The 15,583-nt window shown below is 71.6% G+C and carries 12 protein-coding genes and 1 pseudogene; 6 read left to right on the top strand and 7 right to left on the bottom strand.

The window, feature by feature from the left end; all coding sequences use genetic code 11:
- Window positions 1-853: 853 nt before the first annotated feature.
- From ABT114_RS38240 to ABT114_RS38230, 3 genes are all read right to left on the bottom strand, one after another.
- Window positions 854-2,194: an esterase-like activity of phytase family protein gene (locus ABT114_RS38240; RefSeq protein WP_351148198.1), complete on the bottom strand. Its 1,341-nt coding sequence runs from the start codon at window positions 2,192-2,194 to the stop codon at window positions 854-856.
- Window positions 2,195-2,401: 207 nt separating this feature from the next.
- Complete coding sequence (locus ABT114_RS38235) at window positions 2,402-3,715, bottom strand: SWIM zinc finger family protein (RefSeq protein WP_351148195.1); 1,314 nt, start codon at window positions 3,713-3,715, stop codon at window positions 2,402-2,404.
- Window positions 3,712-6,573 (bottom strand): SCO1167/SCO6262 family helicase, encoded by a 2,862-nt coding sequence (locus ABT114_RS38230; protein ID WP_351148192.1) that lies wholly within the window; start codon window positions 6,571-6,573, stop codon window positions 3,712-3,714. Before ABT114_RS38230 ends, ABT114_RS38235 begins: the two co-directional genes overlap by 4 nt.
- A 249-nt stretch (window positions 6,574-6,822) precedes the next feature.
- Between ABT114_RS38230 and ABT114_RS38225 the strand changes: the two genes are divergently transcribed.
- Window positions 6,823-7,005, top strand: coding sequence for a tail-anchor membrane protein (locus ABT114_RS38225; RefSeq protein WP_351148189.1), 183 nt, complete (start codon window positions 6,823-6,825; stop codon window positions 7,003-7,005).
- A gap of 219 nt (window positions 7,006-7,224) precedes the next feature.
- Here the strand turns inward: ABT114_RS38225 and ABT114_RS38220 are convergent, their stop codons facing one another.
- Both ABT114_RS38220 and ABT114_RS38215 read right to left on the bottom strand, forming a co-directional pair.
- Window positions 7,225-8,190 carry a hypothetical protein gene (locus ABT114_RS38220; RefSeq protein WP_351148186.1) on the bottom strand — a complete coding sequence of 322 codons (966 nt, stop codon included), beginning with the start codon at window positions 8,188-8,190 and terminating at the stop codon, window positions 7,225-7,227.
- Window positions 8,191-8,325: 135 nt separating this feature from the next.
- On the bottom strand, window positions 8,326-8,619 hold the full coding sequence (locus ABT114_RS38215; protein ID WP_351148184.1) for a hypothetical protein: 294 nt from the start codon (window positions 8,617-8,619) through the stop codon (window positions 8,326-8,328).
- Window positions 8,620-8,716: 97 nt separating this feature from the next.
- On the opposite strand from ABT114_RS38215, the gene ABT114_RS38210 reads away from it, so the two are divergent.
- Window positions 8,717-9,613, top strand: coding sequence for an oxygenase MpaB family protein (locus tag ABT114_RS38210; RefSeq protein ID WP_351148217.1), 897 nt, complete (start codon window positions 8,717-8,719; stop codon window positions 9,611-9,613).
- Here the strand turns inward: ABT114_RS38210 and ABT114_RS38205 are convergent.
- A complete protein-coding gene (locus tag ABT114_RS38205) occupies window positions 9,599-10,123 on the bottom strand; it encodes a PadR family transcriptional regulator (RefSeq protein ID WP_351148181.1) in 525 nt (174 codons plus the stop codon). The two genes, ABT114_RS38210 and ABT114_RS38205, sit on opposite strands and share 15 nt — an antisense overlap.
- A 140-nt stretch (window positions 10,124-10,263) precedes the next feature.
- On the opposite strand from ABT114_RS38205, the gene ABT114_RS38200 reads away from it, so the two are divergent.
- Window positions 10,264-11,019 (top strand): alpha/beta fold hydrolase, encoded by a 756-nt coding sequence (locus ABT114_RS38200; RefSeq protein ID WP_351148178.1) that lies wholly within the window; start codon window positions 10,264-10,266, stop codon window positions 11,017-11,019.
- Window positions 11,020-11,023: 4 nt separating this feature from the next.
- Here the strand turns inward: ABT114_RS38200 and ABT114_RS38195 are convergent.
- A pseudogene (locus ABT114_RS38195) lies at window positions 11,024-11,621 on the bottom strand (class I SAM-dependent methyltransferase).
- Between the two features lie 152 nt (window positions 11,622-11,773).
- Here ABT114_RS38195 and ABT114_RS38190 point away from each other — a divergent pair.
- From ABT114_RS38190 to ABT114_RS38180, 3 genes are all read left to right on the top strand, one after another.
- Window positions 11,774-12,547, top strand: a complete 774-nt coding sequence (locus ABT114_RS38190) for an MHYT domain-containing protein (RefSeq protein WP_351148176.1) — start codon at window positions 11,774-11,776, stop codon at window positions 12,545-12,547.
- Window positions 12,548-12,612: 65 nt separating this feature from the next.
- Window positions 12,613-15,147, top strand: a complete 2,535-nt coding sequence (locus ABT114_RS38185) for a sensor histidine kinase (protein ID WP_351148173.1) — start codon at window positions 12,613-12,615, stop codon at window positions 15,145-15,147.
- On the top strand, window positions 15,144-15,581 hold the full coding sequence (locus ABT114_RS38180; protein ID WP_351148170.1) for a roadblock/LC7 domain-containing protein: 438 nt from the start codon (window positions 15,144-15,146) through the stop codon (window positions 15,579-15,581). Before ABT114_RS38185 ends, ABT114_RS38180 begins: the two co-directional genes overlap by 4 nt.
- Window positions 15,582-15,583 lie beyond the last annotated feature (2 nt).

Here is a 15,583-nt window from a genome sequence, read left to right as displayed (position 1 = left end):
AGCGCGTTCGAGGACTTCGACGTGGACGCCGCCGCCGCGCGTGGCATGGCCTTCGAGCAGCTCGACCAGCTGGCCATGGACCACCTCCTCGGCGCTCGCGGCTGAGCACACGGACGCACGCACGCGCGCGTGTGCGTGTCCGCGTAGTTTCGCTGTGATCGGTCCCCGCGCGGATTGCCTCGGAATCATGCCTTCCATGGCATGAGTCCGTGTCAACTTCCGTGCGGGGGTCGCGCCAGGGGCGGTCCGGCGTGACCCTGGACGGTATGACCATGCCGCCCGTACCGCCACAGCCGCCCGGTCCGCCGGGTGACATCCCGCCTCCGGGCGATGGTTTCGGACCACCTCCCGGACACTCCGGCCCGAGTCATGGGGCGGGAGGGGACTACCACGGTTCCGGAGGGGGCTATGGACCGCCTTCGGACGGCTACGGAGGGAGCTATGGCCCTCCTCCGGACGACGACGGACGCGGTTACGGCCCTCCTTCGGGAGGCGACGGCGGTTACGGTCCGCCGCCAGAAGGTGAACGCGGTCCGGGACGGCGCCGGAACCCCCTCTTCGTACTGCTCGCAGCGATCGTGGCCGTCGGGGTCGTCGTCGCCGTTGTGGTGCTGATGGCCTCCGGGAACGACGACTCACCGGACCGAAAGCCGCCCGCCGAGAGCGGCGCGAGCAGTAGCAGCTCGCCCGCGCCGTCCTTCAGTATCCCGACCGAGCTGCCCAGCAGGCTGCCCAGCCAATTGCCCTCTCTGCCGTCGCAGTTCCCCAGCGAACTTCCGAGCGACATACCGAGCGACTGGGTGTCGTTGCTCCCGTCCCTGGTGCCTTGACGACGTGCGGTCCGCGCCGAGGGTCAGATGTCCCGCGGCAGCCGCACGTAGGTCACCGTCGTCTCGATGCCGCTGTCGACCAACCGGCCCTGCGCGTCGAAGGCGCCCGCGCCGTCCGTCATTCCGAAGTCGTTGTCGTTGATGAGGGCGAGCGTGTCGTGATCCACGCGCGCGACGCCTTCGATCTTCCCGGGCACACCGGCGACCGTGCCCAGGTCGACGACCAGCCGCTTGGCCAGCACCGGGACGCCCGAGGCCGCCGGGTCGTCGAGCTGCTCCAGCGACGGCGACGTCGTGTCGTCGTCCCAGGCGCTTCCGAGGATGTCCGCGGCGAGGTCCAGACGCACGAGTTGCAGCCGGGCGGCCTTGTCGGTGCGCTCCTCGACCAGCAGCCGGTTGCCGCCGACGGCGACGACCGAGGAGATCTTGAGCTCGGAGGTGTCGTCCTCGCTCGGATCGACCACGTTCACCGGGTCGAAGCGGTAGGCGTACTCGGCGGTGACCGCCTGCTTCTTGGGTGAGAAACGCAGCAGGCGGGTGGTGCGCGAGGCGTCTCCGGCATCCGCGTCCGGAAGGGACAGCGGGCTCTGCACCGCCATCACCAGGTCGCCTCCCGGCAGTTGGGCGAGTCCCTCCAAACCGCGGTTGATCTTCCGGTGCAGCAGCACGGACGGCAGTGCCTCGACCACCGGGTAGTCCGTGCCGGTGAGGTCAAGTCCTTGGGGCACGTACCGCGTGAGCACCTTCCCGCGCGCGGAGACATGGACGAGAGAGGGGCCGTACTCGTCGACGAGCCAGAAACTCCCGTCCGCGGCCCGCACGATCCCCTCGGTGTCCAGCCCGTTCGGGTTGTAGGACAGGGGCGTCTTCGAGTCGTAGGAGTACGGAGCCTCGTCGCGTCCCTGCAGGTTCGACAGGCCGGTGACTGGCTTCCCGGACGACGTGGTGAGCGGGATCGCGTCGATCACCTTCACGGTGTCACCGGACACCCGGATCTTCACGATCGCCGGATCGAAGCCAGGCACCGGGAACGTACGGCGCTTTGTGCCATTCACCTTGATCTGGCCGTTGGGCCCGCGGTCGGTGACCGTCCAGAACTCGCCCTTGCGGCTCGCCGGATAGATGTCGCTGCCGATGCCGCCGAGGCCCACGCCCCGGTCGTCGTCCACCGTGCCGGGCAACAACGTGTTGCTGAACGTGCCGAGCGGGAGGTCGCCGAGCGTCGCCGTGCGGGTGACGCGGGCGTCCGCGGACGGGGCACCCGTGGCCGGGCCGGTCGCCACGAGGGCGGCCAGCACGGCGAGGGGAACGCCCGCCGCGACGGAACGGTGGACGCGGCGCCGGCCGGTGACGTGCGGGGACATGGAGCCTCTGAGGGGCAGGGTCGGGACAGTGGTCAGACGAAGGCGACTTCGCGACTGCGGTCGGACGAGACAAGTGCGATGACAGCGGCCAGAGTTGGGCCTCGCGTCGAACGCCGCACGACGGCCGGGTGAACGACGGACGTCGGCCGCTCGGCGGACCGGCTCCGCACCCCACAGAGGCCGCTTCACCTCAGGAGATCCGTTCCTCTAGAGGCCCTCTTTGACGAGATCGACGAGATCGCCCGGGTCGCCCAGATCGGACAGTGCAGAGGCAAGAGCCGCCGCGGGATCCCGGGCCGCGTCTCCGGCGGGCACCCAGCGGCTGCCCTCCTTCCGGTACGGCCACCAGCGGCCGTCACGCCCCAGGCGCAGCTGTCCGGGCGTACCGACGGCCGTCCATCGATTGCCTCTCGCGCGCAGGGCCGGCCGCTCGTCGTCCTCCCAGGCAGACTCCAGGGCCGCACGTGCGCGTGCGAGCGCCTCGCCCTCGACTGTCCACTGTTCCTCGAGCACGGACAGCCCCGCCACGCCGCCCTGCTGCCAGGCCCGCACGGCCAGGGTCAGTTCAGCGCGGTTGCGGCCCGACCCGTGGGCGAGCCGGTCGACCAGGAGGCTGTCGGGGTCGCTGCCCGAGGCCAGCCGCACGGCATCCTGAGGGGGCGTCAACTCCGCTTCGCACAGGCCAGCTTCAAGCAGCACCCCCGGTTCGGGCTCGCCCAGCAGAGCCTCGGCGAGCAGGCGGCGGGCGTCCTCGGCGGCTTGGGCGGCCAGGAACTCCAGCGCGCTCGGGTCGACCCCGGGCGCGGGCGGGACCTCGGTGTCCAGCGACGGTGGCACACCGGGCTCCGCAGGGAGCTCGGGCAGATCGGGGAGCGGAGGCAGGATGTCCCCGCCCGCGTATGCCTCCGCGGCGTCCACTCCCTCTGCCTGCGACGGCGCGTCGGCGAAGGGCGTGGCGCGGGCCTGGAGGTCGTCCAGCACGGCGCGTTCCCCGCGTCCCCGCATCAGCAACAGGATGAAGGGATCCTGGTCGAGCAGCCGCGCCAGCTGGTGGCAGAGCGCCGCCGTGTGTCCGCAGTGGTCCCAGGCTCCGCAGCCGCACTCGGGCTCCAGATCGCCCGTGCCGGGCAGTAGCTCGACACCCGCGGCCGCCGCGTCCTCGACCAGGTGCGGCGGCATCTCCCGGTCGAGCAGCGCCGCCACATGTCCGGACCGCTCGACGGCCAGGTCCAGGAAGCGGTCCCACTGGTCGTCGGACAGCACGTCCAGCAGGACGTCGGCGCGATGCCGGGTGCCGTCGCGGTCCTGGACGACGGCCGTGATGCGCCCTGGTCGTACCGACACCGCACCCACGGCTCCCGCGCGCGCGAGTCTGCGGCCCGTCCGTACCTGCTCGGCGTCGAGCGCCGTGTCCGCCAGCGCCCTCAGCCAGGCGCGCCCCCACCAACTCTCAGCGAAACCCCGCCCGCCCGCGGGCGGCAAGGCGGCGAACGTACGCTCCATGTCGTCGTGCCGGTTCATCGCGCGCCTCCTCGCAGTTCCACCAGATCGGCCAGCTCCGCGTCCGTCAGCTCCGTGAGGGCGGCCTCGCCCGAGCCGAGCACCGCCTCGGCCAGCTCACGCTTGCGGGCCAGCATGTCGGCGATGCGGTCCTCGATGGTTCCTTCGGCGATCAGCCGGTGTACCTGCACCGGCCGGGTCTGGCCGATGCGGTACGCGCGGTCTGTCGCCTGTGCTTCGACCGCAGGGTTCCACCAGCGGTCGTAGTGCACGACGTGCTCGGCCCGCGTCAGGTTCAGCCCCGTGCCCGCCGCCTTCAACGACAGCAGGAAGACGGGAACTTCACCATCCTGGAAGCGCCGCACCATCGCCTCGCGCTCGGCGACGGGCGTCCCGCCGTGCAGGAACTGCGACGGCACACCACGGGACGCCAGGTGCCGCTCGACGAGGCGCGCCATCTGCACGTACTGGGTGAAGACCAGAACGCTCGCCCCCTCGGAGAGGATGGTGTCGAGCAGTTCGTCCAGGAGCTCCAGTTTCCCGGAGCGTCCGGTGATCCTCGGCCGCTCCTCCTTGAGGAACTGAGCAGGGTGGTTGCAGATCTGCTTCAGTCCGGTCAGCAACTTCACGATCAGTCCGCGCCGCGCCATGCTGTCGGCGCTGGAGATCTCCGCCAGTGTCTCCCGCACCACGGCCTCGTACAGACCGGCCTGCTCGCTGGTGAGCGACACGGCACGGTCGGTCTCGGTCTTGGGCGGCAGTTCGGGCGCGATCCCGGGATCCGACTTGCGGCGGCGGAGCAAGAACGGGCCCACCAGCCTGGTGAGCCGCGCCGCGGCGGCCGGATCCCGGCCACCCTCGACCGCCTGCGCGTACCGCGTACGGAACGTGCCGAGGCGGCCCAGCAGACCCGGCGTCGTCCAGTCGAGGATCGCCCACAGCTCCGACAGGTTGTTCTCCACCGGGGTTCCGGTGAGCGCCACACGCGCGCGTGCGTCGATGGAGCGCAGCGCGCGGGCCGTTGCCGAGTACGGGTTCTTCACGTGCTGGGCCTCGTCGGCCACGACCAGGCCCCAAGACATCCCGGCGAGCCGGCGCGCGTCGAGGCGCATCGTGCCGTACGTCGTGAGCACGAACTCCCCGTCGGCCAGGGCGTCCAGGCTGCGCCCGGGCCCGTGGAAGCGGCGCACGCGTGTGCCGGGTGCGAACTTCTCGATCTCGCGCTGCCAGTTGCCCAGCAGGGAAGTCGGGCAGACCACCAGGGTGGGGCCGGCGGCGGTCGCGTCGGTCTGCCGGTGCAGATGGAGGGCGATCAGAGTGATCGTCTTGCCGAGCCCCATGTCATCGGCCAGACAGCAGCCCAGGCCCAGGGAGGTCATCCGGGCCAGCCAGTTCAGGCCCCGGCGCTGGTAGTCCCGCAGCGTGGCGTGGAGTGCGGCGGGCTGACCGACCGGCTCCTGCGTCTCGGGGTCGGCGAGCCGCTCCCGCAGGGCAGCCAGCCACCCCGTCGGCTGGACGTCGACCCTGCGGCCGTCGACCTCGGTGGAGCCCGTCAGAGCGGCACTCAGCGCGTCGACCGGCGTGACTTTCCGGTCCTGCTGCGCGCGGGCGCGGCGCACTTCCTGAGGGTCGATCAGAACCCACTGATCGCGCAGCCGTACGACGGGGCGACTGGCCTCGGCAAGCCGGTCCAGTTCCTCGCGGGTGAGGCGTTGCTCGCCCAGCGAGAACCTCCAGGTGAAGGCCAGCAGCGCGTCGGCGGACAAGAAGGGTGGCGCGTTCGAGGACAGCCTGCCGGGGCCCACCTCGTCGTCCGACGGGCCGACCACCACACGCGCGTGGAGGTCGCGGGCCAGTTCCCTGGGCCAGTGCACGTCCACGCCGGCGGCCGCGAGAGCCCGCGCGCCCTCGCCGAGGAGCTCGGTGACCTCCTCGTCGACGAGGTCGACGGCATCCGGCACGCTCACGGAGAGCAGGGGCGTGAGAGCGGGCCAGGCCCGAGCGGCCCGGCGGAGCGCGAGCAGGGAGGCCACGCGCGCGCGGGTGCCCAGCTCCGCCCCGGCGCCCGATCCGGCCCACACCTCGGCGGCGTCCGCGACGAGCGTGGGATCGCTCAGGCTGTGCACCTGCGGCACAGCCCGGAACTGCTGCGCGGACTCGTCGGGCGCCCCGGGCATGAGACCGGACACTTCGATCCGCAGCGAGAGCCGTACGCCGGCGTCATGGCCCGCTGCGACGTCGGCCGCCCACGCCCGTTGCTCCGGCAGATGCTGCGGTTGCTGCGCCGCGTAGGCCGGACCGCCCGTCACGAGCGCGGCGGCAGGGGACCGGGGCAGCGCGTCGGCGGCCGCGTCCAGGAAAGCGCGCAGCAGCCGCTCCGGATCCGGCAGCCGCGGCGGCTCCGCATTGCTCACCGGCACGGCGTGCGCCTCGGGCGGCATCGCGGCGGCGAGTCGGCGGATCCGCTCGGCGTCGTCCGCGCCGAGCGGACCCACCCGCCAGGCGTCGTGGTCGCCGGCGGACAAGCCGGGCAGGAGCAGTCCACGGGCGACAAGGTGCAGGGCCAGCACGGCGGCCGTCCCCCAGAAGACGGTGGCCCGGTGGCCGTTTGCGAGGGCACGCGCGCGTGTGAGCAGGGGCAACGCCGTACGCACCGGCAGCAGGAGGGCGGCCACGCTCACACGTTCGGCACCGTCGCCGCGCGGCAGCACGACGGTCAGATTCGCGACGGACCCCGACCGGACGGCCGGAGGAGCGCCGCCGTCGGGACGCCAGAAGGCGACACTGCCGGTGCGGGCCGGGTCGCCGGGCACGAACACGGCGGAGCAGCATGCCAGTTCGGAGATCTCGGACGGTGTTGCCGCGGGAACCCTCTGCACAGCGAAACCGCACTCCTCAAATTTGACTACTTGGGGTCGGAGCCGCCGAGGGTACAGCACAGGTGGGGTTCATGCGGAATCGGCTGAAGTGTCACCTGGGTCACTTGTCGGTGAAGGGGGGCACTCTTCGCAGGGGCGCGTAAGGGTGGGACTCAGGGGCCTCTCAGGGTCGTGATTCGGAACCGCGAGAAGCGCGGGCCCGTTTTCAGAGCAGAGAGCGGCAGTGGCCGCGAAGGAGGCGACACACACATGTCGAAGAATGCGAAGATCGCCGCAGGAGGGGTGGCGGCCGGACTCATCCTGCTGATCTGGCTGCCCTGGTGGGCCTCGCTCCTGATAGTCCTGGGAGTCCCCGCGGCTGCGTACCTCGCGCTGGACCCCTCGCAGCGGCGCAGGCTGCGTCGGGTCACGCGCAAGGAACTGGGGCGCTGAGGCGTCCGTCTCCGTCTGCGGGCCTGCCGATGGCGCGGCCCGCGGACGGCGGACTGCCCGGCCCGGCAGGCCGGTGAGTCGACCCTCGACGCCGCCCTCGGCGCGCTCAACTCGCGCCGAGGGTCACCGGGGCGCCGCCGAGGCGCGATCCTCCTCGACCCGGACAGGAGCAGTTGCACCGGAGCCGTGCCGTCGACCGGGCGACATGGCCGAGCCGGCTCAGTGGGGGCGTACGGCCAACCTGTCGAGCGCCGCCAGCAGACCCGGCAGCTCCGGCCCGCGCCCCACCGGCAGGACCTCCCCGGGCTCCTCGTCGAGCAGCACGAACGCGATGTCGTCGGTCCTCGCCACGAGCGACCAGCCCGGACCGTCGGCGCGCAGGGTCCGCGCCTCGCCCGATGCGAAGGACGACCGCACGCGCCCCAGAGGCGGTGGAGACTCGACGTATGCCCGGGCCTCCGCGAGGACGCGCCGGATCCCGCTGTGGCGGGGCCCCTTGGGAGCGTCCTTCGTGGTCCCCTCAGCGCCCTCGGACGCCCCGGAGCGGCTCTCGGTGCCCTCGGGCGCCCTGGAGCCGCCCTCAGTACCCTCGGAGGCCCCGGAGCCGACACTGGCGCCCTCGGACGCCCTTGCGTCTCCGTCCGCGCCGGTAGCCGCCTCGGAGCCGTTCTCAAGGCTCGTGAACGTGTCGTCGTCGAGCTGCTCCCGCCACATCGCCCATTGGAGCGCGATCTCGTCCGCGCCCAGCCGCCGCTGGGCCGGTCCCCAAGTGGTCGTGTCCGGCGGGCACAGTGGCGGACCATCCGCGAACTCGGGGGCCGGATCGTGCGGCGCCGGTACGCCGGGTGCCGCGACCGCGACCTCGAGAGGCCAGCCGGGCAGGGCGGCCACGACCGTCCGCTCCTCGGGGGACAGGTCGTACTCCATGCCGCAGTCCCACGACGCGATGGCGACGGCGACCAGCGACACGTCGTCGATGGCGACCGTCCACCGCGCCCCATCACCGTCCTGCCCCAACACCAGGCCGTACCCGTCGGCGAGCGGCGCGAGGCCGAGCGCCGCGCAGGCCTCCGGATAGTCGTCGCCCAGCACACTCGGGAACTTCGCCGGCGTCAGCAGCAGCGCCGTGAGCACATAGAGCGCGTCGTCCGCGGCGGCGACGGCGTTCTCATCCGTCCCGGCCATCCCAGCCTCCCCATAGGTTCGTCCATCGGCGCGCACCCTAGTGCGCCCGGAAGCCGCTTGTCACGACTCCCAAGAGCACGGGAGCTGCAGTTTTCTGCCTGGAGGGGACGAATCGACCACCCGTGACCGGGCGCCTCAGGTCGCCGGCAGCCCGAGGAGCTCACGCGCCACCGTCCTCGGCGACTCGTCGCGCTCCCGCGCGAGGGCGATGACCGCGCGGCATGCCAGCTCGCTCACGCCGAACGACAGTGCCTCCGGCGACACCCAGCCCGCTGCCTCGTCGATCCGCTCCTGATCGTCCTCCGCGCAGGCCGAGACGTATGCGGCGGCGGCCTCGAACAAGTTGTGGGTGCGTTTCCGCTCACTCCTCGCCTCCGGTCGCACCGAGCCGACGAATCCGCCGCACGCCTTGCGGAACCTGTTGAACATGCTGACCACCTTCCCCCTGTGTGGTTGTTCGCCGATCGGTCATCTCCTGCTCCCCAACGTAGAGTTGGAGCTTCGGTGGCAGAAGGGGGACGATGCGGTGAAGCGGTTCGAGCGGCTCGAACAGATCCGGCGGTTGGACCCGCACAAGGACTCGCTGGAGATCTACAGGCTCAGTTCGGCGTACGAGTTCCCCTGGGACTTCACCCGGGCACTCGAACTGGCCCTGTACCGCACCTACGCCGTCCCCAGCATCGGCCGCCTGCTCGCCGAGACGGCGGAGCTCGCGGACCGTACGCAGAAGCGCTACGACGACACATCGCTGCTTCTCGACGCCGTCGTCGAGCACGGCTTCGACAGCGTGCAGGGCCGTACGGCGGTCCGCCGCATCAACCAGATGCACCGCAGCTACGACATCAGCAACGATGACATGCGCTATGTCCTGTGCACGTTCGTCGTGATGCCCAGGAGGTGGATCGACGCCTACGCGTGGCGCCGGCTGTCGCATCACGAGGTCGTCGCCTCGGCCGTCCACTACCGCACCCTGGGACGGCACATGGGCATCAAGGACATCCCCGAGACCTACGAGGAGTTCGAGGCCTGCCTCGACGCCTACGAAGAGGCCCACTTCTGCTGGGACGAGGACGCGCGACGGGTCTCCGACGCCACGCTCGCCCTGATGGCCTCCTGGTACCCGCGCCCGCTCGCCCCCCTTCTGCGCACCTTGACGCTCGCCCTGCTCGACGAACCGCTCCTGCGGGCCTTTCGGTACACCCCGCCGGGCGACCTCACCCGCGCGTTCGTACGCCGTGCGGTACGGATGCGGGGGCGCGCAGTCCGCCTGCTGCCGCCGAGGCGCGCACCGCACCACGCGCGTCAGAACTGGGAGATCAAGAGCTACCCGGACGGCTACCTGCTGAAGGACCTCGGCACCCGCCCCGTCCCCGGCGTTCGGGGCTGCCCCGTACGTCATGTGGACGGGTCAGCCGCCCAGTGAGCCCAGAGTCTCCCGCAGCCAGGCGAGTTCGGCTCGGGACGTGGCACGCGCGATGGTCAGGATGCCGCGCCTGAAGGGATCGTCCAGCTCCTCTGCGCGCAGCGGGCGGTCACCGGCGTAGAAGAAGCTCGCCGGCTCCTCCAGGAAGGCCAGCCTGAGCCGCAGCACCGCCGACTGAGCGCCCGGGTCGTCCAGGTGCCGCAGAAAGGCGAGCACCGTGAACCAGCGGTTCTCGTCGGTGATGTCGCGCTGGGCGGGTTCGGCGAGCCGGCGCCGCAGTTCGCGCCTGCCCTCGTCGGTGAGCGTCAGAACGTGTCGCGGGGCTGCCACGGCACCCGGCTCCGTGGCGCGGGCCAGCAGACCGGCCTTCTCCATGCGCTTGATCGCGGGGTACAGCGTGCTCTCGGCGACCGGCCGCACGTGCCCCGTGAGGGCGGTGATGCGTTTGCGCAGCTCATAGCCGTGCAAAGGGGCGTCGTACAGGAAACCGAGGATGGCGAGCTCCAGCATGCCCGCATTCTCGCGCACTCGCGGTGTACATCGTGAAGGCTATACCTCTCCTTCTTCATACATCGTCTTCTCTATACCTCGACTTCGAGGTATCTTCTCGATGGCTGCGGAAACGAAGCCGATGACGCGAGGGAGACGCGATGAAGCAGGCCGAGTTCGACGACAAGGGAAGCTGCATCCGCTGGACGGAGGTGCCGGGAGCGGAACCCGCGCGGGTGTACGTGCACGGGCTGGGGGCGGCCTCGGCGGTGTATCACGTGCACGTGGCAGCCAGGCCCGAACTCGTGGGCCGGCGAAGTCTGTTCGTCGACCTCCCGGGGCACGGAACCAGCGACCGGCCCGAAGACTTCGGCTACACGCTCGAGGATCACGCCGACGCCCTGGCGGCAGCGCTCGACGCGGCGGGCGTGACCGGAGCCGAGCTCGTCGCGCACAGTATGGGCGGCTCCGTCGCCATCGTGCTCGCCCGTCGTCGGCCCGACCTCGTGTCCCGGCTCGTCCTCACCGAGGCCAACCTCGACCCCTTCCCTCCGCCCGCGGCGGGCAGCAGCGGCATCGCCTCCTACGAGGAGAACGCGTTCGTCGACGGCGACTACGCGCGCGTGCTGGAGAAGGTCGGACCGCTGTGGGCGGCGACCATGCGGCTGGCCGATCCGCGCGCCCTGCACCGTTCCGCGGTCGGGCTCAGAAGCGGTTCGGAACCCGTCATGCGCACCATCCTCGAAGAGCTGGCGATCGAGCGCGTGTACCTGCAGGGCGGGCTCAGCGGTGAACTCGCGGGCAGGGAGGCCCTGGAGGCCGCGGGTGTGCGGGTGGTGACTGTTCCCGGTGCCGGTCACAACGTCATGTTCGACAATCCCGACGCCTTCATAGCGGAGGTCAAGGGACGCAGTTGAGGGCTCAGCCCTTCCGGACCGCGAGGGCGAGGAAGAGCGTGTCCTCGTCGACGTACGACGTCATGCGCCACCCCGAAGCGGCCGGCAGCGGACGGAGAATGGGCTCCGCGCGCAGGTCGTCCGGGGTGATCCGGCGGCCCTGGCGGGCGGCCGGCGCCTTCCTGCCGATCGGGTGGAACAGTGCAACGTGCCGCTGCGGCGCACCGTGCGCGCCAACTCCCGCAGGTTCTTGGCCGGATCGGGTAGATGGGAGACGAGGCGCGCCGCGAACACGGCATCGATCGACTCCGGGCGCAGAGGAAGCGCGGCGACGTCGGTGAGCAGCAACCGCCCGTCACGGCCCCTCCCGGCCCGTGCCGCGGCCTCCAGCATGGCCGGCGTCAGATCGGCCCGACGGCCACTCCCGAGGCGCCCACGGCGGCGCGCAGGGGCGGTATGGCACGCCCGGTGCCGCAGCCCGCATCGAGCACGCGGTCCCCCTCGCGCAGCCGGAGGGCGGCGATCGCGGCCGTATGGGCGGGGTCGTCGTCGGGGAACCGGGTGTCCCGGTCGGCGGCCCGGGTGGTGAAGAACTTCTGGATGTGTGTGTGGTGTTCGGTCATGTTCGGCGTGATCCCTCACCGACACGGACGACGAATCGGCGCACATGTTCGAGCGTTGTACGATCGCGCAGGAACATTTCTGCGCCACTTTCCAACACCTTTCGAAATGCGCCCCCTTTGTGCGCCCATGCCCCGACTAGCGTCCACGGGCCATGGGACACCTGGACCACGCCACCTTCGGCTGGCTGACCCCCGCGTTGTCGTACGTGATGGCCTGTATAGGCGCCGCGCTGGGTCTGCGCTGCACCGTCCGCGCGCTCGGCGCCACCGGGCGCTCGCGCCGCAACTGGCTCGTCACGGCGGCCTCGGCGATCGGGACCGGCATCTGGACCATGCACTTCGTGGCCATGCTCGGCTTCGGCGTCAGCGGCACCGATATCCGCTACGACGTGCCGCTCACCGTACTGAGCCTCCTCGTCGCCATGATCGTCGTCTCCGTCGGCGTCTTCGTCGTCGGCTACAGCCGCGACCGCACGCGCGCGCTCCTCATCGGCGGACTCACCACCGGGCTGGGCGTTGCGAGCATGCACTACCTGGGTATGGCCGCGGTGCGACTGCACGGTGACGTGACCTATGACCCGGTGCTCGTCGGGCTCTCCGTTTTGATCGCCGTCGTCGCGGCGACCGCGGCCCTGTGGGCGGCCCTCAACATCAAGTCGCCGGTCGCGGTCACCGTGGCCTCGCTCGTCATGGGGGCCGCGGTCAGCAGCATGCACTACACAGGGATGTTCGCGGTGAGCGTGCGTGTCACGCCCTCCGGCGGGGTTCTGCCCGGGGCCACGGCGATGCAGTTCATCTTCCCCCTCGCCGTGGGCCTCGGGTCCTATCTCTTCCTGACCTCGGCCTTCGTCGCGTTGTCGCCGACGACGGGGGAGCGCGAGGCATCCGCTTCGGCCCAGCAGCCGGTCGAGAGCGTCGCCCGCTAGCGGCGTTCCGGACCGGCGCGCCGGTCCGGACGGAACGCCCCGAACCACTTCCGAGCGAGGAGGCCATGCGTACACCCCGTAGGACCGCCACAGCCGGCGCCGAGACGCCGCCCCCGTCCCCCGCGCGCGGTCGCCGCGCACACGCCGGACCACCCGCCGACGAGGGCCCCGACGAGTCCTCGGCCGCTCCGACGGACAGCGTGCACACGCGTGTGGGGCGCTGGCGGATACGGCCGCGTACCGTCCGGGCCAAGATCGTCTGTCTGTTGATGGTGCCGGTCGTGTCGCTGCTGGCGCTGTGGGCGTCCGCCACCGTCAGTACCGCCCAGGACGTCTCCAGGCTGCGGCAGTTGCAGCGCGTGGACTCCCAGGTCCGGGCCCCCGTCGCGGCCGCGGTCGCCGCACTCCAGGCCGAGCGCGCCGCCGCCGTGCGCTACGCGACCGACCCGGCCTCCACACCGGGCGGCGACTACCGGAAGCTCACGGAACGCACGGACCGGGCTGTCGCGAAGCTGCGGCTCGGTGACCACAACACCGTCGCCGACAGCCAGGAGCTGCCCGCCGGAGTCGCCCGGCGACTCGAAGCGTTCGTCACTGGCGTGGAGGAACTGCGCTCGCTGCGGACCGACGTGCTCGGCGGCCGCGCCGGGTGGGACGAGGCGTACGGGCGCTACACGAACAGCATCACGGAGGCCTTCCGCGTGGGCGGCGCGCTGACCGGCATCCAGGACGCCGACCTCGGCTCCGACGCGCGCGTACTGCTTGAGTTCTCCCGCGCGGGAGAGGCACTGGCTCAGGAGGACGCGGTGCTCTCCAGCGCGCGCCTCGCCGGCCGGCTCGACGGAGAGTGGCTGAGGTTGTTCACCGGGGCCGTCGATACCCGCCGCGCCCTCACGGAAGCCGCCGTTGCGGACCTGCGCGGCTCCGAGCGCGCCGCCTGGCAGAACCTCGCCGAGAGCAGCGCCTACACCAGCGTGGGCGCCGTCGAGGACAAGGTCCTCGCGAGCGGCCCGGGCCCACGGGCGATCGATGCGGCACCGGAGGCCACCTGGGACAAGGCCCACACGCGCGTGCAGGGCGGAATGCGGACGATCGGGGAGGACGCCGGACGCAGCGTCGCCGACCGGGCCGACCCGTTCACCCGCGGTCTGCTCACCCCGGCCGGTGCCGCGGTGCTCCTCGGCCTCGCCGCCGTCGCCGCGTCGCTCGTCATCTCGGTGCGCATCGGGCGCGGCCTCGTAGTCGAACTGGTCAGCCTGCGCAACAGTGCCCTGGAGATCGCCCGGCGCAAACTCCCCGAGACGATGCGGAAACTGCGCGCCGGCGAGGAAATCGACGTACGGGCCGAAGCGCCGCCCGGACCGCGCGCGGAGGACGAGACGGGACAGGTCGCCGAGGCCCTCGGCATCGTGCACCGCGCCGCGCTTCGGGCCGCCGTGGAGCGCGCCGAACTGGCAAGCGGCATCTCCGGGGTGTTCGTCAACCTCGCGCGGCGCAGCCAGGTCCTCGTCCACCGCCAGCTGAGCCTCCTCGACAGCATGGAGCGCAGGTCCGACGACCCCAACGAACTGAGTGACCTGTTCCGGCTCGACCACCTCACCACCCGTATGCGGCGCCACGCGGAGAGCCTGATCATCCTCTCCGGAGCGGCTCCCGGCCGGGCCTGGCGCATGCCGGTCTCCCTGACGAACGTGGTCCGCGCGGCTGTCTCCGAGGTCGAGGACTACGCGCGCGTGGAGGTACGACAACTCCCCGAGGCGTCCGTCACCGGCGTCGCCGTCGCCGACCTCACCCACCTGCTGGCCGAGATCGTCGAGAACGCCGCCCAGTTCTCGCCGCCCCACACGCGCGTGCGCATCACGGGCGAACCCGTGGGCAACGGCTACGCGATCGAGGTCGAGGACCGCGGACTGGGCATGGGCAAGGAGACCCTCGACGAGGCCAACCGGCGCATCGCACAGTCCGAGGCCCTCGATCTGTTCGACAGCGACAGGCTCGGTCTCTTCGTGGTCAGCCGACTCGCCGCGCGCCACGGCATCAAGGTGCACCTGCAGACCTCGCCCTACGGCGGCACCACCGCGGTCGTCCTGCTGCCCACCGCCCTGCTGCAGAGCGGCACGCCGGAACGTTCCCTCCGTGAGACCGAGGAAGCCCAACGCCCCACGGAACGCGAATACGCGCGCGTGGCGGGCGCAGCCGCACACCAGGAGGCCGTCCCTCCGCCCGCCGACCGACCCGCGCTGGTCGCCCCCGTACGGGCCGCGGCCGACAGCAGGGCGGACAGCAGGACCGAAGACCCACCCCCCGGAGTCACCACCTTGCGCCTGCACCGTCCCCCGGACGACTCCCAGGGATCCGACGACCTCCCGCGACGCGTACGGCAGGCGAGCCTCGCCCCCCAACTGCGCGAGCGGCGTTCCGAGGAACCGGCGCAGTCGGCCGACCCGCGCAGCGACGACCAGCGCACCCCAGAACTCGTACGGGACCGCATGGCGGCCTACCGCGCAGGTTGGACACGCGGCGGCGGCAGGCAACCCGGCCGTGGTGCCACCCCGGACTCCGCACCGGGCAGCGACAGAGGCGAAGGAGATCCCGCATGATCCACGACCCGAGCATGAGGGCCGCCCAACGATCCGGCGAGCTCGACTGGCTGCTGGACGACTTGGTGATGCGCGTGAGCGAAGTACGGCACGTCGTGGTGCTGTCCAACGACGGCCTCGCCGTGGGTGCCTCGACCGGCCTCCGCCGCGAGGACGCCGAACACCTAGCCGCGGTCGCCTCCGGCTTCCACAGCCTGGCCAAGGGCGCGGGCAGGCACTTCGGCGTCGGCGGTGTGCGCCAGACGATGGTGGAGATGGACGACGGCTTCCTGTTCGTGGCCGCCGCGGGCGACGGCTCCTGCCTTGCCGTCCTGACCGCCGTGACCGCCGACATCGGTCTGGTGGCGTACGAGATGGCACGGCTGGTCAAGCGTGTCGGCGAGCACCTCCACAGCGCGCCGCGGGTCGGCGCGCGGCCGCCGGCCGCCGGGTGAGA

Source organism: Streptomyces sp. NPDC002088 (assembly GCF_040296605.1).
Lineage (GTDB): Bacteria > Actinomycetota > Actinomycetes > Streptomycetales > Streptomycetaceae > Streptomyces.
Note: the sequence above shows the minus strand (reverse complement) of the source record. Positions and strands in the feature narration are given on the sequence as shown.